The organism is Mycobacterium sp. NGS63, from assembly GCF_059812295.1.
The window spans coordinates 740,965-767,111 of record NZ_JCALCJ010000002.1 but is presented as its reverse complement, the minus strand read 5'-3'; the positions used below and the strand labels follow the sequence as shown (position 1 = coordinate 767,111).

19 protein-coding genes and 1 tRNA gene are annotated in these 26,147 nt (G+C 70.2%); 8 read left to right on the top strand and 12 right to left on the bottom strand.

Annotated elements, in window-relative coordinates; translation table 11 throughout:
* Positions 1 to 7 precede the first annotated feature (7 nt).
* The 5 genes from AC5Y4Z_RS06770 to AC5Y4Z_RS06750 form a co-directional block, all read right to left on the bottom strand.
* A tRNA-Ile gene (locus AC5Y4Z_RS06770) sits at positions 8 to 81 on the bottom strand.
* Positions 82 to 106: 25 nt separating this feature from the next.
* Positions 107 to 646 (bottom strand): nitroreductase family deazaflavin-dependent oxidoreductase, encoded by a 540-nt coding sequence (locus tag AC5Y4Z_RS06765; RefSeq protein ID WP_499961779.1) that lies wholly within the window; start codon positions 644 to 646, stop codon positions 107 to 109.
* Positions 647 to 660: 14 nt separating this feature from the next.
* Positions 661 to 1,488, bottom strand: a complete 828-nt coding sequence (locus AC5Y4Z_RS06760; RefSeq protein ID WP_499961777.1) for a carboxymuconolactone decarboxylase family protein — start codon at positions 1,486 to 1,488, stop codon at positions 661 to 663.
* Positions 1,489 to 1,495: 7 nt separating this feature from the next.
* The gene (locus tag AC5Y4Z_RS06755; RefSeq protein ID WP_499961774.1) at positions 1,496 to 2,869 is read right to left on the bottom strand and encodes a metallopeptidase TldD-related protein; all 1,374 of its coding nucleotides are present in this window, start codon (positions 2,867 to 2,869) and stop codon (positions 1,496 to 1,498) included.
* Positions 2,866 to 4,383: a TldD/PmbA family protein gene (locus AC5Y4Z_RS06750; RefSeq protein ID WP_499961771.1), complete on the bottom strand. Its 1,518-nt coding sequence runs from the start codon at positions 4,381 to 4,383 to the stop codon at positions 2,866 to 2,868. The genes AC5Y4Z_RS06755 and AC5Y4Z_RS06750 overlap by 4 nt, the downstream gene beginning before the upstream one ends.
* Positions 4,384 to 4,416: 33 nt before the next feature.
* Between AC5Y4Z_RS06750 and AC5Y4Z_RS06745 the strand changes: the two genes are divergently transcribed.
* From AC5Y4Z_RS06745 to AC5Y4Z_RS06735, 3 genes are all read left to right on the top strand, one after another.
* The gene (locus AC5Y4Z_RS06745; RefSeq protein ID WP_499961770.1) at positions 4,417 to 5,289 is read left to right on the top strand and encodes a carbohydrate ABC transporter permease; all 873 of its coding nucleotides are present in this window, start codon (positions 4,417 to 4,419) and stop codon (positions 5,287 to 5,289) included.
* Positions 5,276 to 6,100: a carbohydrate ABC transporter permease gene (locus AC5Y4Z_RS06740; protein ID WP_499961769.1), complete on the top strand. Its 825-nt coding sequence runs from the start codon at positions 5,276 to 5,278 to the stop codon at positions 6,098 to 6,100. The genes AC5Y4Z_RS06745 and AC5Y4Z_RS06740 overlap by 14 nt, the downstream gene beginning before the upstream one ends.
* An 82-nt stretch (positions 6,101 to 6,182) precedes the next feature.
* The gene (locus AC5Y4Z_RS06735; protein WP_499961768.1) at positions 6,183 to 7,520 is read left to right on the top strand and encodes an ABC transporter substrate-binding protein; all 1,338 of its coding nucleotides are present in this window, start codon (positions 6,183 to 6,185) and stop codon (positions 7,518 to 7,520) included.
* A 70-nt stretch (positions 7,521 to 7,590) separates the two neighbouring features.
* On the opposite strand, the gene AC5Y4Z_RS06730 is transcribed toward AC5Y4Z_RS06735, so the two are convergent.
* On the bottom strand, positions 7,591 to 9,042 hold the full coding sequence (locus AC5Y4Z_RS06730; RefSeq protein WP_499961767.1) for an amino acid permease: 1,452 nt from the start codon (positions 9,040 to 9,042) through the stop codon (positions 7,591 to 7,593).
* A gap of 104 nt (positions 9,043 to 9,146) precedes the next feature.
* Between AC5Y4Z_RS06730 and AC5Y4Z_RS06725 the strand changes: the two genes are divergently transcribed.
* The gene (locus AC5Y4Z_RS06725; RefSeq protein WP_499961766.1) at positions 9,147 to 10,298 is read left to right on the top strand and encodes an alpha/beta fold hydrolase; all 1,152 of its coding nucleotides are present in this window, start codon (positions 9,147 to 9,149) and stop codon (positions 10,296 to 10,298) included.
* Here AC5Y4Z_RS06725 and AC5Y4Z_RS06720 read toward each other — a convergent pair.
* From AC5Y4Z_RS06720 to AC5Y4Z_RS06705, 4 genes are read right to left on the bottom strand one after another with little or no spacing between them, the layout of a single operon-like run.
* Positions 10,241 to 12,064 carry a sulfatase family protein gene (locus AC5Y4Z_RS06720; RefSeq protein WP_499961765.1) on the bottom strand — a complete coding sequence of 608 codons (1,824 nt, stop codon included), beginning with the start codon at positions 12,062 to 12,064 and terminating at the stop codon, positions 10,241 to 10,243. The genes AC5Y4Z_RS06725 and AC5Y4Z_RS06720 overlap by 58 nt on opposite strands.
* On the bottom strand, positions 12,057 to 12,509 hold the full coding sequence (locus tag AC5Y4Z_RS06715) for an SRPBCC family protein (protein ID WP_499961763.1): 453 nt from the start codon (positions 12,507 to 12,509) through the stop codon (positions 12,057 to 12,059). The genes AC5Y4Z_RS06720 and AC5Y4Z_RS06715 overlap by 8 nt, the downstream gene beginning before the upstream one ends.
* Positions 12,510 to 12,531: 22 nt before the next feature.
* Positions 12,532 to 13,383 (bottom strand): CbiQ family ECF transporter T component, encoded by an 852-nt coding sequence (locus tag AC5Y4Z_RS06710; protein ID WP_499961759.1) that lies wholly within the window; start codon positions 13,381 to 13,383, stop codon positions 12,532 to 12,534.
* On the bottom strand, positions 13,380 to 15,428 hold the full coding sequence (locus AC5Y4Z_RS06705; protein ID WP_499961756.1) for an ATP-binding cassette domain-containing protein: 2,049 nt from the start codon (positions 15,426 to 15,428) through the stop codon (positions 13,380 to 13,382). Before AC5Y4Z_RS06705 ends, AC5Y4Z_RS06710 begins: the two co-directional genes overlap by 4 nt.
* 118 nt (positions 15,429 to 15,546) lie before the next feature.
* Between AC5Y4Z_RS06705 and AC5Y4Z_RS06700 the strand changes: the two genes are divergently transcribed.
* Positions 15,547 to 16,044 (top strand): MarR family winged helix-turn-helix transcriptional regulator, encoded by a 498-nt coding sequence (locus AC5Y4Z_RS06700; protein ID WP_499961752.1) that lies wholly within the window; start codon positions 15,547 to 15,549, stop codon positions 16,042 to 16,044.
* An 80-nt stretch (positions 16,045 to 16,124) separates the two neighbouring features.
* Positions 16,125 to 18,482: an ABC transporter permease gene (locus AC5Y4Z_RS06695; protein ID WP_499961750.1), complete on the top strand. Its 2,358-nt coding sequence runs from the start codon at positions 16,125 to 16,127 to the stop codon at positions 18,480 to 18,482.
* 87 nt (positions 18,483 to 18,569) lie between these two features.
* Here the strand turns inward: AC5Y4Z_RS06695 and AC5Y4Z_RS06690 are convergent, their stop codons facing one another.
* Positions 18,570 to 19,136 (bottom strand): methyltransferase family protein, encoded by a 567-nt coding sequence (locus tag AC5Y4Z_RS06690; RefSeq protein WP_499961747.1) that lies wholly within the window; start codon positions 19,134 to 19,136, stop codon positions 18,570 to 18,572.
* Positions 19,137 to 19,198: 62 nt separating this feature from the next.
* Here AC5Y4Z_RS06690 and AC5Y4Z_RS06685 point away from each other — a divergent pair, with 62 nt between their 5' ends.
* The gene (locus tag AC5Y4Z_RS06685; RefSeq protein WP_499961745.1) at positions 19,199 to 21,139 is read left to right on the top strand and encodes an acyl-CoA dehydrogenase family protein; all 1,941 of its coding nucleotides are present in this window, start codon (positions 19,199 to 19,201) and stop codon (positions 21,137 to 21,139) included.
* 35 nt (positions 21,140 to 21,174) lie between these two features.
* Here the strand turns inward: AC5Y4Z_RS06685 and AC5Y4Z_RS06680 are convergent, their stop codons facing one another.
* Positions 21,175 to 21,642, bottom strand: a complete 468-nt coding sequence (locus tag AC5Y4Z_RS06680; protein WP_499961899.1) for an LppP/LprE family lipoprotein — start codon at positions 21,640 to 21,642, stop codon at positions 21,175 to 21,177.
* 311 nt (positions 21,643 to 21,953) lie between these two features.
* On the opposite strand from AC5Y4Z_RS06680, the gene AC5Y4Z_RS06675 reads away from it, so the two are divergent.
* Positions 21,954 to 26,093 carry a bifunctional nitrate reductase/sulfite reductase flavoprotein subunit alpha gene (locus AC5Y4Z_RS06675; RefSeq protein WP_499961895.1) on the top strand — a complete coding sequence of 1,380 codons (4,140 nt, stop codon included), beginning with the start codon at positions 21,954 to 21,956 and terminating at the stop codon, positions 26,091 to 26,093.
* Positions 26,094 to 26,147 lie beyond the last annotated feature (54 nt).

The following is a 26,147-nucleotide window of genomic DNA, read 5'->3' as shown; positions in this document are numbered from 1 at the left end:
TAGGTTGTGGGGCGGGCGGGGCTCGAACCCGCGACCAACGGATTATGAGTCCGCGGCTCTAACCAACTGAGCTACCGCCCCGGTATTGACGGCTTCGACCTTAGCGTCAGCTCCCGGGCTCGGCGTTGCCGTGGTCGCGATCCGACGGGCGCAGCCGGAAAATCCGGATCTGCCGCGGCGCGCAGTTCACGCGGTAGTTCTCATACCCGGCGTAGACGTCGACCGCCTTCGCCCACGCCGCGGCCCGCTCGTCGCCGTCCAACAGTTCGGCCCGGTACGGCCGCGGCGGACCGTTGAGCTCGACGGTGCAGTCGGGGTGCGCGAGCAGGTTGGCGCTCCACCCCGGATGCTTTTCCTGACCGTAGTTCGACCCGATCGCGAGCAACCCGTCACCGTCGTCGAGCAGGGCCAGTGGCTGCGGACGGGGCTTGCCCGACTTGGCACCGGTGGTGGTCACCAGCCCCACCTTGTCGACGCCCATGGTGCTCAGATGGCCGTTCGTGCGGGGAATGAGCACCTTGTCGACGCGCGGGGCCAGGTGTTTGCCCAGCACCAAGCCGGCGCGGGTCATGGCCATGCGTTCGAAGAGGACCTCACTCCATCGCAGCCGCCGGCCGCGGTAGGGGCTGAATCGTCGTAGCGACACGGACTAAAGCCTAGTCAGCTGAACACCGTCTGCCCGTCAACGTCGAGCAGGTAGCGCTCGGTGCCCTGCTCGACCCGCGGGGCGTCGGCGCCCAGCGACACGGCGACCTTGTTGCTGGCATTGCGCATGACGTCAAAGGTGAGCTCCACGGCCTCGGCCTCCGAGAACCGGGAGCGCACCTCGGCGGCAACGTCGGCGTCGAGGTGCGCAGGGGTCCAAATTAACCCATCGGTGTAACGCAGCGCTGCCTTAGCGCGCTCGGTCAGCGACGTCGAGTCCTCGTAGCCCTCGATGTCGCCGTACAGGTCCTCCGACCCGCCGGCGTCCAGCGCGGTGGTCTCGCGCAGCGACTTGCACAGCCGGCAATTGTGCTGCGCGGCGCCGCGCAGCCGGACCAGCTCGGCGGTCACCGGATCCAGCGCGCGCATCCGCGCGACGGCGGGCAGGAAGGCGTTGAACACCAGATCCGACGGATCGGTGGCGTGGTCCCAGGCGATCGGCCCGCTCACCCACTGCAGATGCTCCGAGCCGACACCGACGGCTTCCAGCCCGGCGCGCACCCGCGGCACGAAGTCGGCGATGTACATCTGCACCACGACACCAAAGGTGCTGTCCCCCAGCTGCTTCCACAGCCGCGAGCGCTGCTCGGCGGTGATCGCCGAGACGTCGGCGCTGAACTGCTCGGCGAACTCGGCGACGACGGCCTCGGCCTCCGAGCCGGGCTCACCGACCTCGACGCACGCGGGCAGCGGCGGCAACGACAAGGTCTGCGCACACACCCGCCGCACCAGGCCGGTGAGACGCCCGTCGCCGGGAGACAACACGACAAGCTGATCAAGCATCAGAACATTATTGCGCCTGGCTCACCGAGGACATGTGAAAGTCCGGGATCCGCAGCGACGGCATCGCCGCGCGGGTGGCCCAGTCCCCCCATTCCCGCGGCAGCGTCTTCTCGCTGATTCCGGCCTCGGTGGCCCGGCGCAGCAGGTCCAGCGGGCTCTCGTTGAACCGGAAGTTGTTGACCGCCGCGGTCACCTCGCCGTCCTCGATCAGGTAGACCCCGTCGCGGGTCAGCCCAGTCAGCAGCAACGTGGTCGGGTCGACCTCGCGGATGTACCACAGCGTGCTCAGCAGCAGGCCGCGCTCGGTGGCCGCGATCATGTCGGCGAGTTCGGCCGACCCGCCGGTCATCACCAGGTTGTCGGCGGCGACGGCCACCTCGGCGCCGAACTTGGCGGCGGTGGCCCGCGGGTAGGCCAGCGCGTTGATCACGCCGTTGCGGATCCAGTCCACCTGCGCGATCTCCATGCCGTTGTCGAACGCCGACACCGTCTCCGAGGAGTTGCTCACCGCGACGAACGGCGTGCACGCCAGGCCCGGCGCCATCGGGTCGGAGAACAGCGTCAGCGGCAGCTCGGTGAGCCGCTCCCCCACCCTCGTCCCGCCGCCGGGCGCCGAGAACGCGGTGCGGCCCTCCTGCGCGCCGCGCCCGGCCATCGACCAGGCCATATAGATCATCATGTCGGCCACCGTCGACGGCGGCATGATCGTCTCGTACCGCCCCGCGGGCAGCTCCACGCTGCGCTCGGCCCAGCCGAGCCGCATCGACAACTGCTCGAGCAGCGAATCGATCGGCACGTCAACAAAATCGGCGGTGCCGGTGCCCGCCCACGCGCTGGCGTCGCCGCGCTTGGCGTTGATCTCCACCGCACCGGTGGGCTGGCTGTACCGGCGCCGCAACCCCGTCGACGACGCCAGGAACGTCGTCGAAACGCTGTGGTGGGCAAAGCCATACAGCCGATCGGCGCCGCGGAACCCCCGGCTCAACGAGTCGGCGACGTCGGCGAAGATCAGGGGCCCGGTGCCGGGCACCGGCGCGTCCCAGTCGGCGGGCTGCCCCGAATCGGCCAGCAGCGGTGCGGCGTCGCCGGCCTCGGGCGCCGAGCGGGCCGCCTCCTGGGACGCCGCCACCAAACCGGGAATCACCCGGGGATCCACCTCGGCGGACACCACCGTGCCGATGCGGGCGCTATCGCCTTGGCTGACAATGGAAATCACGGTGATGCTGCGGTTCACCGACACCCCGTTGGTGGTCATCGAGTTGCCCGCCCACCGCAACGTCCCCTCGACCTTGTCGGTGACCAGCACCATCGTCTCGTTGGCGCCGCCGAGCTTGGCCGCCTCCTCCAGCACCAGGTTGACGACGTGCTGCGCGGTAATCATTTGCCGCCCTCGGTCCGGGTGTTGAGCACGTTGACGCCCCGGAACAGCGCCGACGGACAGCCGTGGCTGACCGGGGCGATCTGGCCGGGCTGGGCCTTGCCGCAGTTGAACGCGCCGCCCAGCCGCCACGTCGACGGGCCGCCCACGGCCTCCATCGAGTTCCAGAAATCGGTGGTGGTCGCCTGATACGCGACGTCGCGCAGCTGGCCGTCCAGCCGGCCGTCGCGGATGCGGAAGAACCGCTGCCCGGTGAACTGAAAGTTGTAGCGCTGCATGTCGATTGACCAGGACTTGTCGCCGACGATGTAGATGCCGTCCTCGACGTGGCCGATCAGGTCGGCGGTGCTGATCTCCTCGGCGGCGGGCTGCAGCGAGACATTGGCCATCCGCTGAATCGGCACGTGATGCGCCGAGTCGGCGTACGAGCACCCGTTGGAGCGCGGCTGACCCAGCCGCGGCGCGAACACCCGGTCGAGCTGGTAGCCGACGAAGACGCCGTCGCGCACCAGGTCCCAGCTTTGGGCGGCCACGCCCTCGTCGTCGTAGCCGATGCTGGCCAGGCCGTGCTCGACGGTGCGATCGGCCGTCACGTTCATCACCGGCGACCCGTAGCGCATGGTGCCCAGCTTGTCCGGGGTGGCGAACGACGTTCCCGCGTAGGCGGCCTCGTAGCCGATCGCGCGGTCGTATTCGGTTGCATGCCCGATGGATTCGTGGATGGTCAGCCACAGGTTGGTGGGGTCGATCACCAGGTCGGTGGGCCCGGCGGTCACGCTGGGCGCCTTGACCTTCTCGGCCAGCAGCACCGGCAGCTGCGCGAGCTCGTCGGTCCAGTTCCACACGTCGTCGCCGGCCAGCGCCTCCCAGCCCCGCCCCATCGGCGGGGCCAGGGTGCGCATCGACTCGAAACTGCCCGCCTCGGCGTCGACGGTCACCGCCTGCAGCGTCGGCTGCACCCGCACCCGCTGCTGGGTGATCGACGACCCGAAGCTGTCGGCGTAAAACGTCTGCTCCTTGACCGCGGTAAGCACCGCCGACACGTGGTCGATGCCGTCGGAGTCCAGCAGGCGCGTCGAGTAGTCCTCCAGCACGGCGATCTTGTCGGGGCCGGGGATTTCGAACGGGTCGATCCGGTAGTTCGACACCCAGGTCGCGTCCGCGTACACCGGCTCGTCGGCCAGCTCGACGCGCTCGCTGTTGAGCACCGCCAGCGTGGTGGCCACGTGCACGGCGCGGCGCGCGGTCTCGGCCGCGACGGCGGGCGCCAACTCCGCGTGGGAGGCGAATCCCCAGGTGCCGTTGACGATCACCCGCACCGCCAGGCCGACCTCGCGGCTGACGACGGCGTTCTCCAGCTCGCCGTCGCGCAGCTGGATGATCTCGGTGCTGAGCCGGTGAATCCGCAGGTCGGCGTGGCTGGCGCCGGCCGCCTTGGCCGCCGAGAGCGCGGCTTCGGCGAGCTCGTGGCGGGGCAGCTCAAGGAAGTCGGCATCGATCCCCCGGTTCGGTGTCACGGCTACACCGTATCGACCGGCTTTAATACACCCATGGCCGACGCGCCCCGCCGATCCGCCGCGCTGGGCTACGCCCTGCTGGCGCCCAGCCTGTTCGGGGTCATCGCCTTCCTGCTGCTGCCGATCTTCGTCGTGATCTGGCTCAGCCTGTACCGATGGGACCTGCTGGGTCCGCTGCGCTACGTGGGCCTGGCCAACTGGCGCTCGGTGCTGACCGACCCCGGGTTCGGCAACTCGCTGATCGTCACCGCCGCGTTCGTGGCGATCGTGGTTCCCGTGCAGACGATTCTGGGGTTGGCGGCCGCGACGATGCTAGCCCGCAGCCTGCCCGGCACCGGCCTGTTTCGCACCGTCTACGTGTTGCCGTGGATCTGCGCCCCGCTGGCGATCGCGGTGCTGTGGCGCTGGATCCTGGCCCCCACCGACGGCGCGGTCAGCGCCGTCCTCGGGCACAACATCGACTGGCTGTCCGATCCCAGCTTCGCGCTGCCGCTGGTGTCGGCCGTCGTCGTGTGGACCAATGTCGGGTACGTCTCGCTGTCGTTCCTGGCGGGCCTGCTGGCCATCCCCGGCGACGTGCACGCGGCCGCGCGCACCGACGGCGCCAACGCGTGGCAACGGTTCTGGCGCATCACCCTGCCCATGCTGCGCCCGACGATGTTCTTCGTCCTGGTGACCGGGATCGTCAGCACCGCACAGGTTTTCGACACGGTGTACGCCCTGACCGGCGGCGGGCCAGCGGGCAGCACGGACCTGGTGGCCCACCGCATTTACGCCGAGGCGTTCGGGTCGGCGGCGATCGGGCGGGCGTCGGTGATGGCGGTGGTGCTGTTCGTGATCCTGATCGGAATCACCATCGTCCAGCACCTGTACTTCCGGCGGCGGATCAGCTATGACCTCGTCTAGCCGCCTGTTCAACGTCGTCGTCTACGCCGGGCTGGTACTGGGCGCGCTGATCACGTTGGTGCCCTTCGTGCTTGGGCTGCTGACCTCGTTCACGTCGGCGCACCAGTTCGTGACCGGCACGCCGCTGCAATTGCCGCGCCCACCGACGCTGGCCAACTACGCCGACCTGGGCGGCGCCGGATTCGGCCGCGCCGCGGCGGTGACCGCGCTGATGACGGCCGTAATCCTGGTGGGGCAGCTGACGTTTTCGGTGCTGGCCGGATACGCGTTCGCGCGCTTGGATTTTCCCGGGCGCGACGCGTTGTTCTGGGTCTATCTCGCCACCCTGATGGTGCCCGCAACCGTCACCGTGGTCCCGATGTATCTGATGATGGCGCAGCTGGGTCTGCGCAACACGTTCTGGGCGTTGGTGTTGCCGTTCCTGTTCGGCTCGCCCTACGCGATCTTTTTGCTGCGCGAGCACTTTCGCATCATCCCCAACGACTTGATCAACGCCGCGCGCCTCGACGGCGCCAACACGCTGGATATGATCGTGCACGTGGTGATCCCGTCGAGCCGCCCGGTCCTGGCCGCCCTGACGCTGATCACGGTGGTCTCGCAGTGGAACAACTTCATGTGGCCCTTGGTGATCACCAGCGGGCACAAGTGGCGGGTGCTCACCGTCGCCACGGCCGATCTGCAGTCGCGGTTCAACTCGCAATGGACGCTGGTGATGGCGGCCACGACGCTCGCGATCGTCCCGCTGATCACCCTGTTCGTGGGCTTCCAGCGCCACATCGTCGCGTCGATCGTCGTGTCGGGGCTCAAGTGAGCAATCGCCGCGCCGAGATTGCCGCCACGGCTGCCTATGGCGCGGATTCACGACCACCACGGCAATCTCGGCGCGGCGCACCGTGAGCCGGCCCCGGTTTTCCACGCTGGTCGCCGGGTCGCTGGTGCTCGTCGCGGTGCTGCTGGCGGCGATGGCGGTGGTGCTGGACTACTCGGCGGAGCCCCACGGCAACACGATCGTGGTCAAGGTGCGGCTGTGGGGCGAGCAGATCGCCGCGGCCTATCGGCATTCGTTCGAGGCGTTTCACCGCGCGCATCCCGGCATCGAGGTGCACACCGACATCGTGGCGTATTCGACGTACTTCGACACGCTGCGCACCGACGTCGCCGGGGACAGCGCCGACGACATCTTCTGGCTGTCCAACGCCTACCTGGCCGCCTACGCCGACGGCGGCCGCCTGCTGGACATCGGCAAGACCCTGGGCCCGGCCGCGGCCGCCGACTGGGAGCCGGCCGTGGTGGACCAGTTCACCCGCGGCGGCGTGCTGTGGGGGGTGCCGCAGCTGACCGACGCCGGCATCGCGTTGTACTACAACGCGGACCTGCTCGCGGCGGCCGGCGTCGACCCCGCGCAACTGAACACCCTGCGGTGGAGCCCCGGCACCGGCGACACCCTGCGGCCGCTGCTGACGCGGCTGACCGTCGACGCCGACGGAAACACAGCGAGCACACCGCGTTTCGACCCCGGACGCGTCCGCCAGTGGGGCTACAACGCCGCCAACGACCCCCAGGGGATCTACCTGAACTACATCGGCTCGGCAGGCGGGGTATTCCAGCGCGGCGACGAGTTCGCGTTCGACAACCCCGCGGCGGTGTCGGCCTTCCGCTATTTGGTCGGCCTGATCAACGACGACCACGTCGCCCCACCCGCCGCGGACACCAACGACAACGGCGACTTTTCCCGCAACCAGTTCCTGGCCGGGCGGATGGCGCTGTTTCAGTCCGGCACCTACAACCTGGAGCCGGTGGCGCGCGACGCCCGGTTCCGCTGGGGTGTGGCGATGATGCCCGCCGGCCCGGTGGGGCGGGTGAGCGTCACCAACGGCATTGCCGCGGCCGGCAATTCGGCGACCAAGCATCCCGATGCGGTGCGTCAGGTCCTGGCCTGGATGGGCAGCCGGGAGGGCAACACGTACCTGGGCAGCCACGGCGCGGCCATTCCCGCGGTGCGCTCGGCGCAGCGGGCCTACTTCGAGCACTGGGCCGCCGAGGGCGTCGACGTCACACCGTTCTTCTCCGTGCTCAATGGCCCCCGCATCCCCGCCCCCGGCGGCGCCGGGTTCGCGGCGGGGTACACGGCCCTGCACAGCTACTTCGACGAAATGTTTCTGGGCCGAGGCGATGTCGCCGGGACGCTGAAGAAGGCCGAGGCGGCGGCCAACGCCGCCGCGAGCCGATAGGGCGCGCTGGCGCGACGGTCGGCGCTCAGGCCACGCTGGCGTGACGCTGAGCTCGTCGCGCGGCCCGCGGTCACGGCACTCGTCGAACTTCGGAGTCGTCGCTGTCGTTGAGCGCGCTGTGGTGGCGTCCCCACACGAAGTAGAAGACCAGCGCCAGCGAAATCCATCCGGCGAACGCGATCCACGTGTACCAGTGCAGGCTGAGCAGGATGTACCCGCACGCCAGCACCGAAAGGACCGGTGTGACAGGGTAACCCGGCACCTTGAACGCCCGCGGCAGGTCGGGCTGGCGCACCCGCAGGATGATCACGCCGACGGACACGACGATGAACGCCGTCAGCGTCCCGATGGACACCATGTCCGCCAGCTTGTCCAGCGGCACGAAGGCGGCCAGGCCGCCCGTCGCCGCCGCGACGATCGCGGTGTTGCTCACCGGGGTCATGGTGCGCGGATTGACCGTGGCGAAGCGCGACGGAAGCAGGCCGTCGCGGCCCATGGCGAACAGGATGCGGGTCTGGCCGTACATCGTGACGAGCGTGACGGAGAAGATGGAGATCACCGCGCCGGCGGCCAGGATCGTGCTGGCCCAGCGGCCGTGGGTGACGTGATCGAGGATCGTGGCCAGGCCCGCCTCCTGCTGGCCGGCGAAGTCCCGCCACGGCTGGGCGCCCAGCGCGGCCAGCGCGACGAGCAGGTACACGGTGGTGACGGTGGCCAGCGCGGCGATGATGGCGCGCGGCATGGTCTTCTGCGGATCCTTCACCTCGTCGCCCGCCGTCGACACCGCGTCCAGGCCGATGTAGGAGAAGAAGATGGTGCCGGCCGCCGACCCGATGCCGGCCACGCCGAACGGGGCGAAGTCCTTGAGCCGCCCGGCGTCGAAGGCCGTGAACGCCAGCAGCACGAACATGGCCAGCACGCCCAGCTTGGTCAGCACCACGATCGCATTGACCCTGGCCGATTCGCTGGCGCCGCGGATCAGCAGCAGCGCGCACATCAGGATCAGAATGACCGCCGGGACGTTCACGTAGCCCGGCTGCGCGTCCCAGGGCGCCGCCGACAACGCGTGCGGCAGGCGGAACCCGAACAGGTTGCCCAGCAGCTTGTCCAGGTAGCCGCTCCAGGTGACCGACACCGCCGCGGTGGCCACCCCGTACTCCAGCAGCAGGCACGCCGCCACGCCCATCGCGACCACCTCGCCCAGCGTGGTGTACGCATAGGAGTACGACGAGCCCGAAACCGGCACCGCGGCAGCCAATTCGGCGTAGCAGATCGCCGCCAGCCCGGCCGCGATGCCCGCGATGAGGAACGAGACGATCACACCGGGGCCGGCTTCGGGCACGGCCTGGGACATGACGAAAAATATTCCGGTGCCGATCGTCGAGCCGACGCCGAACATGGTCAGCTGGAACGTGCCGATGCTGCGCTTGAGATGGTCGGCGGCCCCCCGCGCGGCGTGCGCCCCCGCCACGGGGCGGCGCCGCAGCATCTGCTCGCTCAGGCTGATCGGGGTGGCTGGCAACTGCGCTCCTGTCGGTGGGGTCAGCCGATTATCACGCCTCCCCGGCGCCTTGGCCCGCATTCCGCGTTTCGACGTTTCGCCACCCGGGAATCCCCGGTGTGCCAATGCCCGAGACAACACCAAGCCGGGTCCGCCTGAGCCATCACATCGTGGAACTCGATGACGGGCGGCGGATCGGCCTATCCGTCGGCGGCCGCGGTGTGCCGCTGTTGTTCATGCACGGGCTCCTGCTGAGCCGCCGGGCATATTTGCGCATGCTCAGCCGGATCGCCGGTATGGGGTTTCTGGTCGTCGCCGTCGACGCCGCCGGCCACGGCGACACCTGGCGGCTGCCGAGCGATGCCTGCGGTTTCACCGAACGAGCCGATTCGGTGTTGCGCACGCTGGACGCGCTTGGCATCGGGCAGGCGTTGTTCGTCGGCCACTCGATGGGTGGGCGCATGACCATCCAGCTGGCTGCCCGCGCGCCCGAGCGGGTACTTGCGGCCGTACTGTTCGACCCGGCGGCGGGGTCGCGGTTCGACACCACCATCCCCGATTTGGTGAAGTCCCCGACCAAGGCGCTGGGCGCGGCCTACACCGCGGTCCGCGACACGCTGGGCGACCCGACGCAGCTCTCGGCCGGCGAGCAACTCGGATACTTCCGCGTGCTAGCGGCCGTGGCGGTGCCCAACCTGCGGTATCCGATCGGGGCCGTCCGCACGATCAGGGCCATCATCGAATCCGGTGACTACACGCCGATGCTGCACACGATGCGCGACGAGGGGATGCCCACGATGGTGGTGCACGCCGAAAAGGACATGATCGTGCCCTTCCCGTACGCGCGCGAAATCGCCAACGAGTCCGACGCCACGCTGTACAAGGTGCCCAGCGCCTACCACTCCTGGATGATCGCCAATCCGCGGCAGGGCGCCGACGCCTTTCGCCAACTGCTGGACGGCGAACTAGGCGAGGTGCTGCGCAACGCCGCCGACGCGATGGGCATCGCGGACTTCGACGACCACGAGGCGTGGGAGCGCGAGTTGTTGGACCCCGACGCGCTGGTACTGGAATTCATCCGCGGTCGCGAAAGAGTCGAAATCGGCACGGAGGAGCCCGATCACGTCGAACTCGAGCTGGTGCGCAGTACGGAGCGCCCGCACGAGCGGATGTCGTGGGCGCAACGAACGTGTCGCAGGTGGGCGGCTAAGCACCTGCGTCAGGAGCGGTCGCTGATCCGGCGCAACACCCGGATCAAGCGGGACCACCGCGAATAGCCATTCGCCGGCGGCCGGCGAGATGCGTAGGGCCACGGCCGGTTTCGCTCCGGGACGGCACTGGTGCGGACCTGCTTGAGTTGCGCCCGCAGGTGTGCGCGCAGGTCGTCCAGGCCCGGGTCGGTCCACCGGTTGTCGGCCTCGGTCGGGTCGGCGGTCAGGTCGTAGAGCTCCCACTGGTCGTCCAGCGGCGACGTCCGGTAGGCCTCGCCGCCGAGCCCGTTCGCGGCCAGGTGGCGCACCCCGGGTTCGGTCCAGGTGGCCGGGTCGTCGAAGGTGCGCACCAGCTTCCACAGGTGCCCGGCCCCGCCGGGCGCCGCCGCGTCGTCGACGCGGACCACCAGTCCCTCGAAGTTGGACGCGGTGTGGGCGGGCACCCGAATCCGCAGCGGCGCGGGCGGATTCGCGGCGCGCCTCAGGCGGCGCGCCAGGCCCGAGGCGCCGCTGTCGCCCTCGAGCATGTTGTCGCGGGTCATCAGGTACACGGCCCGCGTCTCGTCGGCGGGCGCGCCGTCGATCACCGGCATCAGGTCCCGGCCCGGCAGCGCGTGCACCTCCGAGAACGACGCGGCCAGGGTGGCCGCCACCGCCCCGACGTCGACGCCCGCGGCCGAAAGCAGCGTCGGGACCAGGTCGACGTGCGAGGTGGGCGCGGTGACGACGCGGGCCGTCGTCGGGCGCTCGCCGACGCGGGCGATCACGAAGGGGACGCGGGTGGCCTCGTCGTAGAGGTTGAACCATTTCTGGTGCAGCCCACCGTGGGCGCCGAGCAGGTCCCCGTGATCGGCCGTGCGCACCAGCACGGCGTTCGCCGAGCCGCCCTCGGTGACCGCGCGGCGGACGCGGTCGATCGGCGCGTCCACCTCGGCGTGCAGGCGGTAGTAGAGGTCGCGGTAGCGCTGGGCGTTGCGGCCGTAGGTGCGGTCGATCACGGGCGCCGGGCCGTATCCGGAGTAGTAGGCCTCGCGAAAGGCGATCTGCGCGGCGGGCTTCGACGACAGGTCCTCGTCGGCGGTGGGCGCGGGCGGCACCGGCGGCGGGTCCAACGGGGATGGCCTGACCGGACCGCGGCGCGACCACGCGGGGAACAGCACGATGTCGTGCGGGTTGACGAAGCTGGCCACCAACAGGAACGGGCGCAGCGCTTCGGGGTCGCCGGCGCGGCGGCGGTCGTAGCGGTCGGTGAGCCAGGCGACGACGCGGTCGGCGATCAGCGGATCACGCCGGATGCCCGCGTTGGCCAGCAGCGCCCCGTGCGGCTCGGGGCCCACCCATCCCGAAAAGCCATACGGCCCAAGCGGATCGGCGTCCCGGTAGCGCCGCACCGCGGCGGCGTCGACGACACCCTCGTCGTCGTTGGTCGCCAGCGCGCGGCCGGTGACCGGGTCGACGAGGTCGGCGTGGGAGATGTGCCACTTGCCGTCGTAGTGCGTGTCGTAGCCCGCGGCCCGAAACCAGTTGCCCAGGGTGGGCACCTCGCCCGGGCGCAGCCACCGCATGCGGGAATCGTCGGCGGTCTTGCCGATGCCGTCGGTCTGGGTGACCCCGTGCAGGTCCGGGTAGTGGCCGGTGAAAATGGTGGGACGGCTGGGCACGCAGGCCAGCGAGCCGGTGTAGTGCCGTACGAAACTGATGCCGTGATCGTCAAACCACTTGCGGCCGCTCAGCGTTCGATCGCGCCATGCCAGCACGCCGGAGGCCTCGTACGGCGGGACCGCGCGTTCCTCGTCGGTCATCACGATGATGACGTCGGGGCGATCAGACACGGGCGTTCTCCAATCGGTTCGCGAGCCCGGCGAGCAGCGCGTCGGACTGACGCGCGAGGAAACGGCACAGGATGCTTTCGGCCAGCCGGTGGGCCGGGCCGGACCCGATGTCGACCGTGCTGGTCAAAGTCACGACGGCCGAGTCGGATCCGTCCGCGGCCAGCGTCCAGCGGTTGGTCACCCGGCGCACGCCCCGCGGCAGGCCCTCGATGGCGTAGGCGAGGGCGCGCGGCGGGTCGAACTCGGTGATGCGTTCGACGAGGGCGTCGCGTTTGACCTGGACGCGCCGCGCGGTGCCGACCGGTCCCCCGTCCGGGCCGGAAGACAGGACGCACGAGTGGTCGACGTTGTCGGCCCACGACGCGATCGCGCCGAAGTCCGCGAGGACGTCCCAGATCTGTTGCGGGCGGGCCGCAATGCGGCGGCGGCGGTGGATGTCGGCCACCCGCTCAAAGCTACGCGAACGCCTACGGCATCGTGTGGAAGATCGTCTCGATCACCACCGCCAGGACGCCGATCCCGATGGTGATCGCGATCGTCACCCAGTCCGCCAGCTTGGGCCGGGCGGGGTTGGCCGAGAGCTGACCGGTGCCCCCGCGGGCGGTGATGGCGTCGCCCATCTCGTCGGCGCGCCGCAGCGTCACGGTGATGGCGGCGGCCATCAGGTCGATCAGCTCCAGCGCGTGCCGGCGGCGACGGGCCTTGCGGCTGCGCGGTATCCGCTTGGGGCGCAACCGGCGGGCGGCGTAGAGCACCTGAAATTCGTCCATCAGCATCGGGAAGGCGCGCAGCGCGAGCGCCAAGGCGGCCGCCCACTCGTCGACGGGGATCCGCAACAGCTTGAAAGGCCGGCCCAAAGTCGCCATCGCAGGACCTATTTCGGCGACGTTGGTGGTCCACGACACCATCGCCCCCAGCGCGAGCAGCACGATCGACAGCGCGGTGATCCTGAGGAAGTTCAGGCCTCCCCCGAGCCCGATCTCGTGGCCCAAGATCCAGACCTTCGGTTTGCCGCCGGCCAGCGCGGCCGTGATGCCGCCCAGCGCGATGACGACCCACAGCCACCGCGGAATCGAGGGCAACACACCCCGCGGGATGCGCGCGAGCCTGGCCGCCGCCAGCACCAGGGCCGCGACCAACCCGATGGTCACCCAGCCCGGATAGAACGTCAGCAGCACCGAAACGCCGAACACCACCAGGAGTTTGGTGCCCGCCCACAGGTCGTGGATGGGCGAGGTTCCGGGCACCGGGACGAGCAGCACGACCGGGCGGGTGGGGCGTCGCATCGAGCCGCGGCTGGGGGCGGAGGTTGCCGTCATGCCATGCCCCCCGCCGCGGCGGGCACGGGTTCCAGCGTGCCGTTGCGCAGGTGCAGGGTGCGCGGGCACAGGTCCTCGAGCCCCACGAAGTCGTGCGAGATGACGACCACCGTCAGGTCCTGCTCGCGGCGCAGGTCTTCCAGCAGTCGCAGCAGGCCGCGCTGGCTGGCGGCGTCCAACCCGGCCAGCGGCTCGTCGAGGATCAGCGCCCGCGGCGAACGGGCCAGCAGCCCGGCCAGCACCACGCGGCGCATCTGGCCGCCGCTGAGCTGGTCGATACGCCGCCGGGCCAGCGTGGCATCGAGCCCGACGACGGCGAGCGCCGCGGCGACGCGGTCGGTCTCGCGGTGCGAAAAGCCCGCCGCCGAAGCCACTTCCAGGTCGACGCGGCTGCGCATCAACTGCAGCCGGGCCGCCTGAAACGACAGCGCCACCGCGCCGACCTGCTCGCTGGTGGGCCGGCCGTCCATGAGGCAGGTGCCGGTCGTCGGGACCGTCAGCCCGGCCATGATCCACGCCAGCGTCGACTTGCCCGAGCCGTTGCCGCCGTGGATCAGCACCCCGTCGCCCTGCTCCACCGTGAAGCTGACATCGCGCAGCGCGGTCTTGGCCCACGGTGTGCCGCTGCCGTATTCGTGGCCGACGCCGAGGAGTTCGAGCACCGGCGCGTGCGGGTTGTCGTTGACCGGGACGGTCCGCACCGGCGCGGCGGCGGTCTCGACCATGCCGGTGTTGTCGGGCGAATCGCTGAGATCGATTGTGCGGTCGGCGGAATCGGCCTCGTTGTTGTAGTGCGTGATGTGCACCAGCGCGGTCCGGTGTCGCTTGGTGAGGCCGGAAAGCACGCCGAGCAAGGCGTCGCGCCCCTGTTGGTCAACCATGGTGGTCACCTCGTCGGCGATCAGCAGCGCCGGCTCCCGGGCCAGCGCCGCGGCGAGCGCGAGCCGCTGCAGCTCGCCGCCGGACAGGCTGCCCGTGTCGCGCTGGGCGAGCCCGTCGAGGCCGACCTCGCCCAGCAGCCGGTCCACGTCGATCGTGGTTCCGGGCGGCAGTCCCCACACCACGTCGTCGGCGACCCGGGTGCCCAGCACCTGGCTTTCGGGGTGCTGCAGCACCAGCGCGGTGCCGCCGAGCTTGCCCAGTCCCACTGCGCCGGGCCGGTCGACGGTGCCCGATGTCGGTTCCCGGCCGGCCAAAATCAGCATCAGCGTCGTCTTCCCGGAGCCGTTGGGCCCGGTGATCGCGACGTGTTCGCCCACCCGCAATTCCAGGCTGACCTCGCGCAGCGCGTCCTGGCGGGCGCCGGGGTAGCGGAACCGCACCTTGTCCAGCCGCACCGGCACCGGCCCGACGGCGCCCTGCTCGACCGCGCTGCCCTCCCAGGCGTCCAACTTGTGCACGTCGGGCAGGCCCCGCATCCGCTCCAGCAGGCGCGACAACGCCCACCAGCCGATCAGCGACACGACCAGGATCCCGAGGCCGTAGTAGGCCAGCACGATCCATTGCCAGTAGTGCAGTCCCACAGCGAAATAGCGCTTCAGGTCGGCGGCGGCGCCCTGCATGTGCACCCGGGTCAGGAAGGTCGCGACGCCGTCGACGTTGGCGGTGGTCACCTCGAAGATCAGGTGCCGCAGCCGGGTCATCACGGTCAGCGCGCCCACATTGGCGGCGCCGAAGGCTAAGCCGGCGATCAGCGACGAGACGATGACGGTGGGCGTGCCCCGCCCCTTGCGTTTGATGAACCCGGTCAGGCCGCCGATGTAGACGCAGTGGACGACGGACATGAAACCGCCGAGGCCGGCGATCAAGAAGGCGATCACCGCGGCGGCGACGGTCGCGGCCGTCAGCACCCGAAGCCGGTAGCGGTAGGCCAGCAGTCCGGTGGGCACGGTGCCCAGCAAGGCCAGTCCGGCCGCGAACGGAACGACGACCGAGATGATGGCGATCACCGCGCACAGCGCCCCCATCACCGCCGCCTGAGCCAACTCGACCGGCCGCAACGCGCCACCCCGGCGGGGTGAGCGGAGGGATCTCGGGCCGGTCACTTTAACGATTCTGCCAGGCCGCGGCGGTAACTACCCGCGCCACACCACGCCGGACGGGTTTTGCGACGGGGCCGTGTGGCACTCGTCTCGCTTAGCAAAGCTATGCAAGCATGGACGCATGAATGCATCCGCCGCCAACCACACCGATGTCGTTGACGCCGCAAACAAGGGGCCGCAATCCGGCCTGGGGGCCGACCTGCTCGCGGTGGTCGCCCGCCTCAACCGGCTGGCCACCCAGCGCATCCAGATGCCGCTGCCCGCGGCGCAGGCCAGGCTGCTGGCCACCATCGAGGCGCACGGGGAAGCCCGCATCGGCGACCTCGCGGCCGTCGACCACTGCTCGCAGCCGACGATGACCACGCAGGTGCGTCGGCTCGAGGACGCCGGCCTGGTCACCCGCACCGTCGACCCCGGCGACGCCCGCGCGGTGCGGATCCGCATCACCCCGCAAGGTGTGCGCACGCTCGACGCCGTTCGGGCCGACCGCGCCGCCGCGATCGAACCGCAATTGGCCCTGCTCCAGCCGACCGACCGCGAGGTGCTCAAAGAGGCGGTCGACGTGCTGCGACGGCTGCTCGAGAACGCCGCGACGACACCGCGCCGCCACACCTTGTGACGACCTGCACGGTGGATAGACCCCGCCGGCGGGTAGACACTGGAACTGATGTGTCTGACCGATGACGAAAGGCGGGGATGATGCCGGCCCAGGCCTCCGCCCCGCCGCTGACCGTGTGGGCCGGACCGACCCGATACGTTTTCCCTCCCGGCCGCGACGTGCTGGTCGGCTACGGGCGCGAGGCCGACGTCCCGCTGGACCCGCCGGGCGGTCCCGCCCCGCCGGCGCCGCACCCGGAGGTGGTGCTGCGGTTCACCGGCAGCCACTGGGTGGCGATCGAGAGCAGTCCGAGCGGCATGTACGTCGACGGCTCGCGGGTGTCGACGGTCGATATCCGCTCCGGGCAGGCGATCACGATCGGTGATCCCCGCCGGGGCCCGCGGCTTGTCTTCCAGATCGGTCCCGTCACCGCCGCGCCCGCGCCGGCTCCCGGTCCGCCGCACCGCGACGACCCCAACCTGCAGGCCCCGACCGAGCGGCCCACCCAGCGCATGCGGATCCCGACGAACCAGCCGCCCGCGCCCGAGCCGCCCGTTGCGCCGGTTGCGCCGGCCCCGCCTCCGCCTGCGCCGCCCGTTGGGCCGCCCCCGCCCGCGCCGCCGCCCGTCGCGCGGGACGAACAGTCGGAAAGCCCGGGACTGATCGAGCGGATGATCACGCGAAAGCTGCGCGCCCCGCGCCCCTCCTTCCGCACCCAGGACGGCAGCTCCACCTTCCGGCTGCCGCTCGCGTCCGGGGCGCGCACCAGCGGCGTCGTCGCCTACCGGCTGGGGCTCGCGGTCGACGGGCGCGAGGTGCTCACGGACGTCTCCTTCAGGGCGGGCCTGGGGACGCTGACCGCCGTCACGGGGCCGTCGGCGGCGCGCAACACGGCCCTGCTCGAACTGCTCGCCGGCACCAGGGAACTCGGCTCCGGACAGATCACCGTGGACGGTCACGACGTGCACGCCGAGCCCGAGGCCATGCGCACCCGCATCGGGATCGTGCGGCGCGACGAGCGCGTGCACGCGCGGCTCACCGTCGAACAGGCCCTGGGGTACGCCGCCGAACTGCGCCTGCCGCCGGACACCCCGCCCGAGCACCGCCACCGGGTGGTGGAGCAGGTGCTCGAGGAGGTGGGGCTGGCGCCGCACCGCGCGACCCGGATCGGCGGGCTCCCGCCCGAAGTGCGCCGGTGCGTGTCGATGGCGGTCGAGCTGGTCACCCGCCCGACGCTGCTGGTGGTCGACGACCCCGGCGCCGGCCTGGATCCGGCGCAGCAACACCACGTGATGACCGTCCTGCGCCGCCAGGCCGACATCGGCTGCGTCGTGGTGGTGGCGGTGCCGCCGCGGGCGTCGCTGGCCGACCTCAGCATGTGCGAGCGGGTGGTGGTGCTCACGGCCAAGGGCGCGTTGGCGTTCGTCGGCGCCCCGCTGCAGCTCGAGTCCGCCATGGGCACCGGCGACTGGGCGCAGGTCCTCGAACGGGTCGGCGCCGATCCCGACGGCGCGCACCGCGCGTTCCGCGACCGGCAACAGGCGGTGGCGCCGCCGGAGGTCGCCGCGCCGTGGCCGCGGCCCGCGCCGCTTCCCACCACGCGGCAGATCGGGCTGCTCGCCCGCCGGCAGCTGCGGCTGCTCTTCGCCGATCGCGTCTACCTGCTGTTCCTGGCGGTCCTGCCCTCCCTGCTGGCGGCGCTGACCGTGCTGATCCCCGGCGGCTCCGGGCTGGGGCGACCCGACCCGGGCGCCAACGCCCACGAGGCGATCGAGATCCTGGCCGCGCTCAACATCGGCGCGGTGCTGCTGGGCAGCGCCCTGACCATCCGGACGGTGGTCGAGGAGCGCCGCATCTTCCGGCGCGAGCAGGACGTGGGGCTGTCGGCGCCGGCCTACGTGGCCGCCAAGCTCGTCGTCTTCGGTCTGGCCGCGGCGGTGCTGACGGCCGTCTTCGTCGCGATCGTCGTCGTCGCGAAGGGCGGCCCGGTGCACGACGCCGTCCTGCTGGGCAACGGGACCATCGAGCTTTATGTGAGCGTGGCCCTCACCGCGGCCGTCTCGGCGGTGGTCGGGCTGGCGCTGTCGACGGTGGGCACCCGGCTACGCGAGGTGCTGCTGTTGCTCGTGCCGGTGCTGCTGGCCTCGCTGCTGTTCAACGGGAGCCTGGTGCAGCTGGTGAGCACGTGGGGCTTGCAGCAGATTTCGTGGTTCGTGCCGGCCCAGTGGGGCTTCGCCGCGTCGGCGTCCACCGCCGACCTGCGCCGGGTCGACCCGCTGGCCGCCAACGCCCTGGTGTGGACGCACTATTCGGGCTGGTGGGTGTTCGACGTGGTCATGCTGCTGCTGCTCGGCGCGGTCGCGGCCGGCGTCGCGCTGTACCGGCTGCGGTCGCGTGTGCCGAGGCTCTTGAGAGTGAGCCCCGGGGAATCGAGTGTGAACTCAGGGACTCGAGTGTGAGCGCAGGGCGCTCCCGGCGCGATTTTCCCGCCACCGCTTCACACTGAAAGCCGTGAGCGCACACTGACTGAAGTCGGCTAACCGCCCCTACAAATACCGCCTGACGCGTCGGCAGTAGTCGTCGTACTGGCGGCCGTAGCGTCCGCGCATGAATTCCTCCTCGCGCAGCACCTGGCGGTGGAACAGCGCGGCGCCGGCGATCAGGTAGACCAGCGGTACCCAATTGGGGAACACCAGCAACTGGCCGACCAGGAACAGGAAGAAGCCGACGTAGATCGGATTGCGGCTGACCGCGAAGATGCCCGTCCTTACCAGCCCGCCGGGTTGGTCGACGTCGATGCCGACCCGGAAGCTGTCGCCGAAGGACACCAGGCTGAGCACCAGGATCAGCACCCCGGCCAGGCACAGCGCCACACCCAGCCAGGCGAGGGCCGTCGAGTGGACGAAGCGCTCGCGGCTGACCAGGGGCCAACCGAAGGCGGCGGCGAACACCGTATAGAAGTAGAACAGCGCCACCGGCGGTATCAGGAAGTCGGTCTTGTCGAGCTTGCCGAAATGCATTGCTTGCGTGCCGGTTCTGCGCAGCAGCATGACCCTGGCCACAACCGTGCCGATCAGGAGCACCACCGTGGCGGCGGCGAAGTAGTGCGGCATCTGGTGATCATGACACTCCCCGGCCTGTTTGCGACGCCCGCGCGGGGGGTTACCGTCCCTTTATGGCGCCAGACATTTCCAGCACTGCCCTGCACCTGCGCAACACCCTCGACGGGCGTTGGCGCGACGTGAAGAACCGGATGCGGGACACCCTGACCGAGGACCTGTTCCGCCCGCACTACACGCCGAACACGGTCATTGCCCGCACCAAGGTGGCCGAGCAGCTGCGGATCATGGCCGCGTTCGGCGCCGCCGCCGACTCGTTCCGCAAGGAGCACGGCGGGACGGGCGACGTGGGCGCGGCGATCACGATGATCGAGATGCTGGCGATGTCGGACCTGTCGCTGATGGTGAAGGCCGGGGTGCAGTGGGGGCTGTTCGGCGGCGCCGTCGAGAACCTGGGCACCGAGCGCCACCACGAGACCTACGTGCCCAAGATCATCAGCCTCGAGCTGCGCGGCTGTTTCGCGATGACCGAGACCGGGCACGGCAGCGACGTCCAGTCGCTGGAGACCACCGCGACCTACGACGCCGAGACCGAAGAGTTCGTCATCGACTCCCCCACCCCGACGTCCCGCAAGGACTACATCGGCGGCGCCGCCCAAACCGCCACCATGGCATCGGTTTTCGCGCAGCTGATCACCACCGAGGACGGCAAGCCCGTCAACCACGGCGTGCACTGCGTGCTGGTGCCCATCCGCGACGCCGACGGCAACGACCTGCCCGGCGTGACCACCTCGGACTGCGAGTACAAGGGTGGCCTGCCCGGAGTCGACAACGGCCGCATCATGTTCGACCACGTCCGCGTCCCGCGGGTGAACCTGCTCAACAAGTACGGCGACGTCGCGCCCGACGGCACCTACAGTTCCCCGATCGACAACCCGAATCGCCGGTTCTTCACGATGCTGGGCACCCTGGTGCGGGGCCGGATCACCGTCGGCGGCAGCGCGGGCGCCGCCGCCCGGGTCGCGCTGGACATCGCCACCCGATACGCGTTGGAGCGCAGGCAATTCAACGCGCCCGACGACGACACCGAAGTGCTGATCATGGACTACCTGGTGCACCAGCGCCGGCTGTTCCCGTTGATCGCCCGGTCGTATGCGCTGCAGTTCGCCCAGAACGAGCTGGTCAGCAAGTGCCACGACGTGCAGACGGCCGACGCGCCCGACGCCGAGGAGCAACGCGAATTGGAGGCCCGCGCCGCGGGACTGAAGGCCGCCAACACCTGGCACGCGTCGCGGGCCATCCAGGAGGCCCGCGAGGCCTGCGGCGGCGCGGGTTACATGGCCGAGAACCGGCTGATCGCTTTGCGCGGCGACACCGACGTGTTCACCACGTTCGAGGGCGACAACCACGTGCTGACCCAGCTGGTGGCCAAGGAGCTGCTGACCGCCTACGCCGATGACATCCGCAGCATGAGCCCGGTCGAATGGGTACGGTTTGCCGCCAACACCGTCGGCGAGCGGGTGATGAAACGCACTGCGGCCGAGGCGATTATGCAAAGGATCGTCGATGCCCGCCAGGACAGCGAGGAGGAGGGCAGCCTGTTCAACCGCGGCACCCAGGTGACGATGTTCGAGGACCGCGAGAACTACCTGCTGTCCTCGGTCGCGCGCCGGCTGCAGAGCAAATCCAAGGAGATGTCGGAGTTCGACGCGTTCAATTCCGTGCAGGACCACGTGCTGCACGCGGCGAACGCGCACATCGACCGAATCGTGTTGGAGGCCTTCGTCGCCGGGATCGACTCGTGTGAGGACGAAAAGGCCCGCGAGTTGCTCGAGCTCGTCTGCGACTTGTACGCGTTGTCGGTGATCGAGGAAGACAAGGCCTGGTACATCGAGCACGGCTACCTGTCGACCGGCCGGGCCAAGGCGGTCACCCGGGGCATCAACGATCGGTGCCGCGCGCTGCGCCCACACGCGCAGACGCTCGTCGACGGGTTCGGCATCCCGGAGCCGCTGCGCTACGCCGAGATGCTGCACCCGGAGAACCTGCCGGCCTGAGACCCCGAAAGGGTTGCGCGCTAAGGCTATTGGCGCTATTGGTGCGGGATCTTGCCGAGCGCCTGTAGCTTGCCGTCCGGGCCGATCTGGAACTTCACCGTGCCGATCCCGGTGGGACAGCACGGCTGGTCCTTGCCCACCTGCCATTGGTACTGCACGGTGACGGTGTCGTCGGCCGGCGGCAGCACGGTGATGTAGGGCTTCGGGTTGGGGGTGGGCGTGCCCAGCGGGGTGTTGTGGTCGAAGAACACCAGCTGCTGCGGGGTCGACTCGGTGGCGATCGTCGGGATGATCTGCACCCAGTACAAACGGCATTTCCTGGTGTGCCCGCGCGCGATTTCGACCCACACGGTGCCCGGGGTCGCGACGGGCACCGCGGCGACGGCCCGCCGCACCGTGTCGGGCGTCGGTGCGTCGGAGTCCTTGCACTTGTCGGGCGCCGCGGCGGGCGGGGCCGGCGGCTTCGAGCCGCAGCCGGCCGCCAGCAGGATCAGCAGGATCACCATCAGCCGGCGCACGCGGTGAGCTTAGCGAAGCCTGGGAAAGTGCCCCGTGTTTGGTCAAAACCCGCATTCTGAGCGGCCGGACGCGGGGGGCCGCGGGTAGCCTCGCACTCGTTGGCCGGTCGACGACGACCCGCCCTGACCTGGGGGATTGCGGCGTTTCCGCTAGCTCACCGCCACTGCGACGCCGGTGAGAGAAAGCCGTAAAACGAGGGAAACGCCGCATATCCGGTGCCGAAACATCCCCATCGCACCATTCACCGCAAGCCCGCTGTGCGCGAAGGAGGGACGCAGGCGTGACGACGCAGCCGATGCCCTCTGGGGTGCACACCCTGTGCGCTTACTGCGGCGTCGGCTGCGGCATGGTGCTGCAGCTCACAACCGACCCCGAAAGCGGGCGCCGTCTCGTGGCGAAGTCGGTTGGCGACAAACAACACCCGGCCAACTTCGGGCGGTTGTGCACCAAGGGCACGACCACCGCCGACATGCTCGCCGCCCACGGTCGGATGGACTCGGCATACGTGCGCGACGACCGCGGCGAACCGCTCGAGGCGATCGACACCGGCGCCGCGATCGCCCGGTGCGCCAAGCGGTTACGGGCGATCATCGACACCCACGGCCCGGACTCCTTCGCGATGTACGTGTCCGGCCAGATGTCCATCGAGGCCCAGTACCTGGCGAACAAGCTCACCAAGGGCTTCATCGGCACCAACCAGATCGAGTCGAACTCGCGGCTGTGCATGGCCAGCGCGGCCTCCGGCTACAAGCTGTCCCTGGGCGCCGACGGGCCGCCCGGCTCGTACCAGGACTTCGACCGGGCCGACGTCTTCTTCGTCGTCGGCGCCAACATGGCCGACTGCCACCCGATCCTGTTCCTGCGCATGATGGATCGCGTCAAGGCGGGCGCCAAGCTGATCGTGGTGGACCCGCGCCGCACCGCCACGGCCGAGAAGGCCGACCTGTTCCTGCAGATCGCCCCCGGCTCCGACCTCGCGCTGCTCAACGGGCTGCTGCACCTGATCGTCGAGAACGGGCACACCGACCCCGATTTCGTCGCCGAGTTCACCGAGGGCTGGGAGGTGATGCCCAGCTTCCTGGCGCAGTACAGCCCCGACCGGGTCAGCGAAATCACCGGCATCCCAGCCGAAGACATCCGCGCGGCGGCCCGCATGATCGGCGAGGCCGACACCTTCGTGAGTTGCTGGACGATGGGCCTCAACCAGAGCACCCGCGGCACCTGGAACACCAACGCCATCTGCAACCTGCACCTGGCCACCGGCGCGATCTGCAAGCCCGGCAGCGGGCCCTTCTCGCTGACCGGGCAACCGAACGCGATGGGCGGGCGCGAAATGGGTTACCTGGGACCTGGTCTGCCCGGGCAGCGGTCGGTGGCATCGGCCGACGACCGCGGGTTCGTCGAGTACCGGTGGGGCGTCCCGCGCGGGACGCTGCGCGCCGACGTCGGCGCCGGCACCGTCGACATGTTCTCCCGCATGGCCGACGGCAAGATCAAGGCCTGCTGGATCGTCTGCACCAACCCCGTTGCCTCCGTGGCGAATCGAAGCACCGTGCTGGCCGGGCTGGAACGCGCCGAGCTGGTGATCGGCCAGGACGCGTACCTGGAGACCGAGACCAACGAGTACGCCGACGTGCTGTTGCCGGCAGCCCTGTGGGCCGAATCCGAAGGGGTGATGGTCAACTCCGAGCGCAACATGACGCTGTTCCGGCCGGCGCTCACCGCGCCCGGTCAGGCGCTGCCGGACTGGCAGATCATCGCCCGGATCGCCTGCGAGATGGGCTTTTCGGAGGCGTTCAGCTACGACTCGGCGGAAGAGGTCTTCGAAGAGATCAAGGGATTTTCGAACCCGAAGACCGGCTACGACCTGCGCGGGGTCAGCTACGCGCGGCTGCAGGCGGGCCCGCTGCAGTGGCCGTGCCCGCCCGACGGCGCCGACCGCAACCCGATCCGCTACCTCAACGACGGCGTCAGCCAGACCCGGCTGGTGCGCGAGGACGGCAGCGTGCCGCGACTGGCCTTCCCCACCCCGACCGGCCGGGCGGTGTTCTTCGCCCGCCCGCACCTGCCGCCCGACGAAATGCCCGACGAGGACTACCCGTTCCTGTTGAACACCGGGCGCCTGCCCCACCAGTGGCACACGATGACCAAGACCGGCAAGGTCGCCAAACTCAACAAGCTCAACCCCGGCCCATTCGTCGAAATCCACCCCGACGACGCCCAGCGGCTGCAGGTTCGCGACGACGACCCGGTCGAGATCGCCTCGCGGCGCGGGCGCGCCGTGCTGCCCGCGGTGGTCACCGACCGGGTGCGTCCCGGCAATTGCTTTGCGCCCTTTCACTGGAATGACGCGTTCGGCGAATACCTGTCGATCAACGCGGTCACCAACGATGCGGTGGACCCGCTGTCGAGCCAGCCGGAATTCAAGGCGTGCGCCGTCACCCTGACGAAAATCGCCGTCGCCCAACCGGATCCCGCGCCGGCGCAGGCCGCGGAAATCGGCGTGTCGCCGCTCGAGGCGTTCGCCGAAATACTCGGTCTGACAGCCCAACCCGTGCCGGAGTTCGACGAGCCCGGCCGCTCCTACCTCGCCGGGATGCTGACCGGGCTGCGCTCGGAAGCCGGTCGCCGCGCGGCCGGGGTGCCTACCCTGCCCCGCACCGCGCCGTTCGACACCCGCACCCGGCTCTGGGTGGACGGCCTGCTCGCCGGGCTGTTCTCCCGCATCGAGGCTCCCGCTCCGGCGCCCGCCGTCGCCGAACCGACGATCGAATCCCGCGGACCGAAACCGGCGCCGGTCGTGGTGTTGTGGGCCTCGCAGACCGGAAACGCGGAGGAGCTGGCCGCCGCCGTCGCCGCGCAATTGGGCGAGGCCGGACTGGCGGTCGCGCTGCACGGCATGGACGACTTCCCGGTGTCCGCGCTGACGGCGACGCGGGAACTGCTGCTGATCACCAGCACCACCGGCGACGGCGACCCACCGGACAACGGGGCCGGGCTGTGGCGGGCACTGAGCGCCGAGGGCGCCCCGCGTCTGGCCGGAACCCGCTATGCCGTTCTCGCGCTGGGCGATTCGAACTACGACGACTTCTGCGGCCACGGGCGCCGGCTCGACGAGCGCCTCGCCGAGCTCGGGGCGAAGCGCCTCGCCGACCGGCTCGACTGCGAACCCGACTACGACGACGCGGCGGCGAAGTGGCTGGGCGGCGTCGTCGCGGCCCTGGCCCGCACGCCCAGCTCCGTCGGGCAGGACGGGCGGGCGGCGGAACCCACGGTGGCTAGGGCGCCGTCCGCCCCGAACCGGCCGGCCGCGGGCGCCTACACCAAGAAGCATCCGCTGATCACCGGCGTGGTCCGCAACACGGTGCTGAGCCAGCCGAAATCGGCAAAGGACGTGCGGCAGCTGGTTTTCAGCCTGCCGGAGGAAACGGTGAGCTACGAGGCCGGCGACGCGCTCGGCGTGTGGCCGCGCAACAGCGACCAGCTCGTCGACGAATGGCTGTCGGTCACCGGACTGGACGCGCAGACCCCCGTCGAGGTCGGCGAGCACGGCCTGATGTCGCTGCGCTCGGCACTGACCGAGCGCATCGAGATCGCCCACATCAGCCGGGATTTGGTGCGGTTCGTGCAGGAGCGCACCGGCGACGCGACGCTCGCGGAGCTGCTCAAGCCGGAAAACAAAGCCGCCCTGGCCGATTGGGCGTGGGGGCGCCAGTCGATCGACCTGCTGGCGCAGCATCCGGTCTCGGCATCGGCCCACGAGTGGGTGCGGGTCCTCAAACGCCTTCGGCCGCGGCTGTATTCGATTTCGTCCAGCCCCAAGGTGCACCCGGAAGAGGTTCACCTGACCGTCTCGCCGGTGCGCTACAACTTCCGGGGCGTCCCGCGCCGCGGGGTGTGCTCGACCTACCTCGCCGACCGCTCCCCCGGCGACCGGGTCGCCGTCTACCTGCAGCCGTCGAGCAACTTCCGGCCCCCCGCCGACCCGGACACACCGATGATCATGATCGGCCCCGGCACCGGGATCGCGCCCTTCCGGGGCTTTCTGCAGGAACGCCGCGCGCTCGGCCACACCGGGCCCAACTGGCTGTTCTTCGGCGAGCAGCACGCCGAAACCGACTACTACTACCGCGACGAGATCGAGCAGATGCGCGACGACGGGCTGCTGACCGAGTTGGATCTGGCGTTCTCGCGCGACCAGCGCGACAAGGTGTACGTGCAGCACCTGATGCGCAAGCGCGGCGCGCAGCTGTGGAGCTGGCTGCAGGACGGCGCGCAACTGTACGTGTGCGGCACCGCCGACCCGATGGCCAAGGACGTCGACCGCGCCCTCTGCGAGATCGCCGCCGAGCACGGCAGCCTCGACCCGGACGCGGCGACGGCCTACGTGCAGCAGTTGAGCGCCGACAAGCGCTACCACCGCGACGTGTACTGACGCGCACACGAAAGCCCGTAATGCGACGGAAACGTCGCGCATCCGCCGCCGAAA

Excerpts from the sequence above, each read along its gene's own strand:
- AC5Y4Z_RS06760 (WP_499961777.1), bottom strand. The coding sequence starts at position 1,488 with ATGCTTGATCAGCTTGTCGTGTTGTCTCCCGGCGACGGGCGTCTCACC.
- AC5Y4Z_RS06755 (WP_499961774.1), bottom strand. The coding sequence starts at position 2,869 with ATGATTACCGCGCAGCACGTCGTCAACCTGGTGCTGGAGGAGGCGGCC.
- AC5Y4Z_RS06745 (WP_499961770.1), top strand. The coding sequence starts at position 4,417 with ATGGCCGACGCGCCCCGCCGATCCGCCGCGCTGGGCTACGCCCTGCTG.
- AC5Y4Z_RS06740 (WP_499961769.1), top strand. The coding sequence starts at position 5,276 with ATGACCTCGTCTAGCCGCCTGTTCAACGTCGTCGTCTACGCCGGGCTG.
- AC5Y4Z_RS06725 (WP_499961766.1), top strand. The coding sequence starts at position 9,147 with ATGCCCGAGACAACACCAAGCCGGGTCCGCCTGAGCCATCACATCGTG.
- AC5Y4Z_RS06710 (WP_499961759.1), bottom strand. The coding sequence starts at position 13,383 with ATGACGGCAACCTCCGCCCCCAGCCGCGGCTCGATGCGACGCCCCACC.
- AC5Y4Z_RS06700 (WP_499961752.1), top strand. The coding sequence starts at position 15,547 with ATGAATGCATCCGCCGCCAACCACACCGATGTCGTTGACGCCGCAAAC.
- AC5Y4Z_RS06695 (WP_499961750.1), top strand. The coding sequence starts at position 16,125 with ATGCCGGCCCAGGCCTCCGCCCCGCCGCTGACCGTGTGGGCCGGACCG.
- AC5Y4Z_RS06690 (WP_499961747.1), bottom strand. The coding sequence starts at position 19,136 with ATGCCGCACTACTTCGCCGCCGCCACGGTGGTGCTCCTGATCGGCACG.
- AC5Y4Z_RS06685 (WP_499961745.1), top strand. The coding sequence starts at position 19,199 with ATGGCGCCAGACATTTCCAGCACTGCCCTGCACCTGCGCAACACCCTC.
- AC5Y4Z_RS06675 (WP_499961895.1), top strand. The coding sequence starts at position 21,954 with ATGCCCTCTGGGGTGCACACCCTGTGCGCTTACTGCGGCGTCGGCTGC.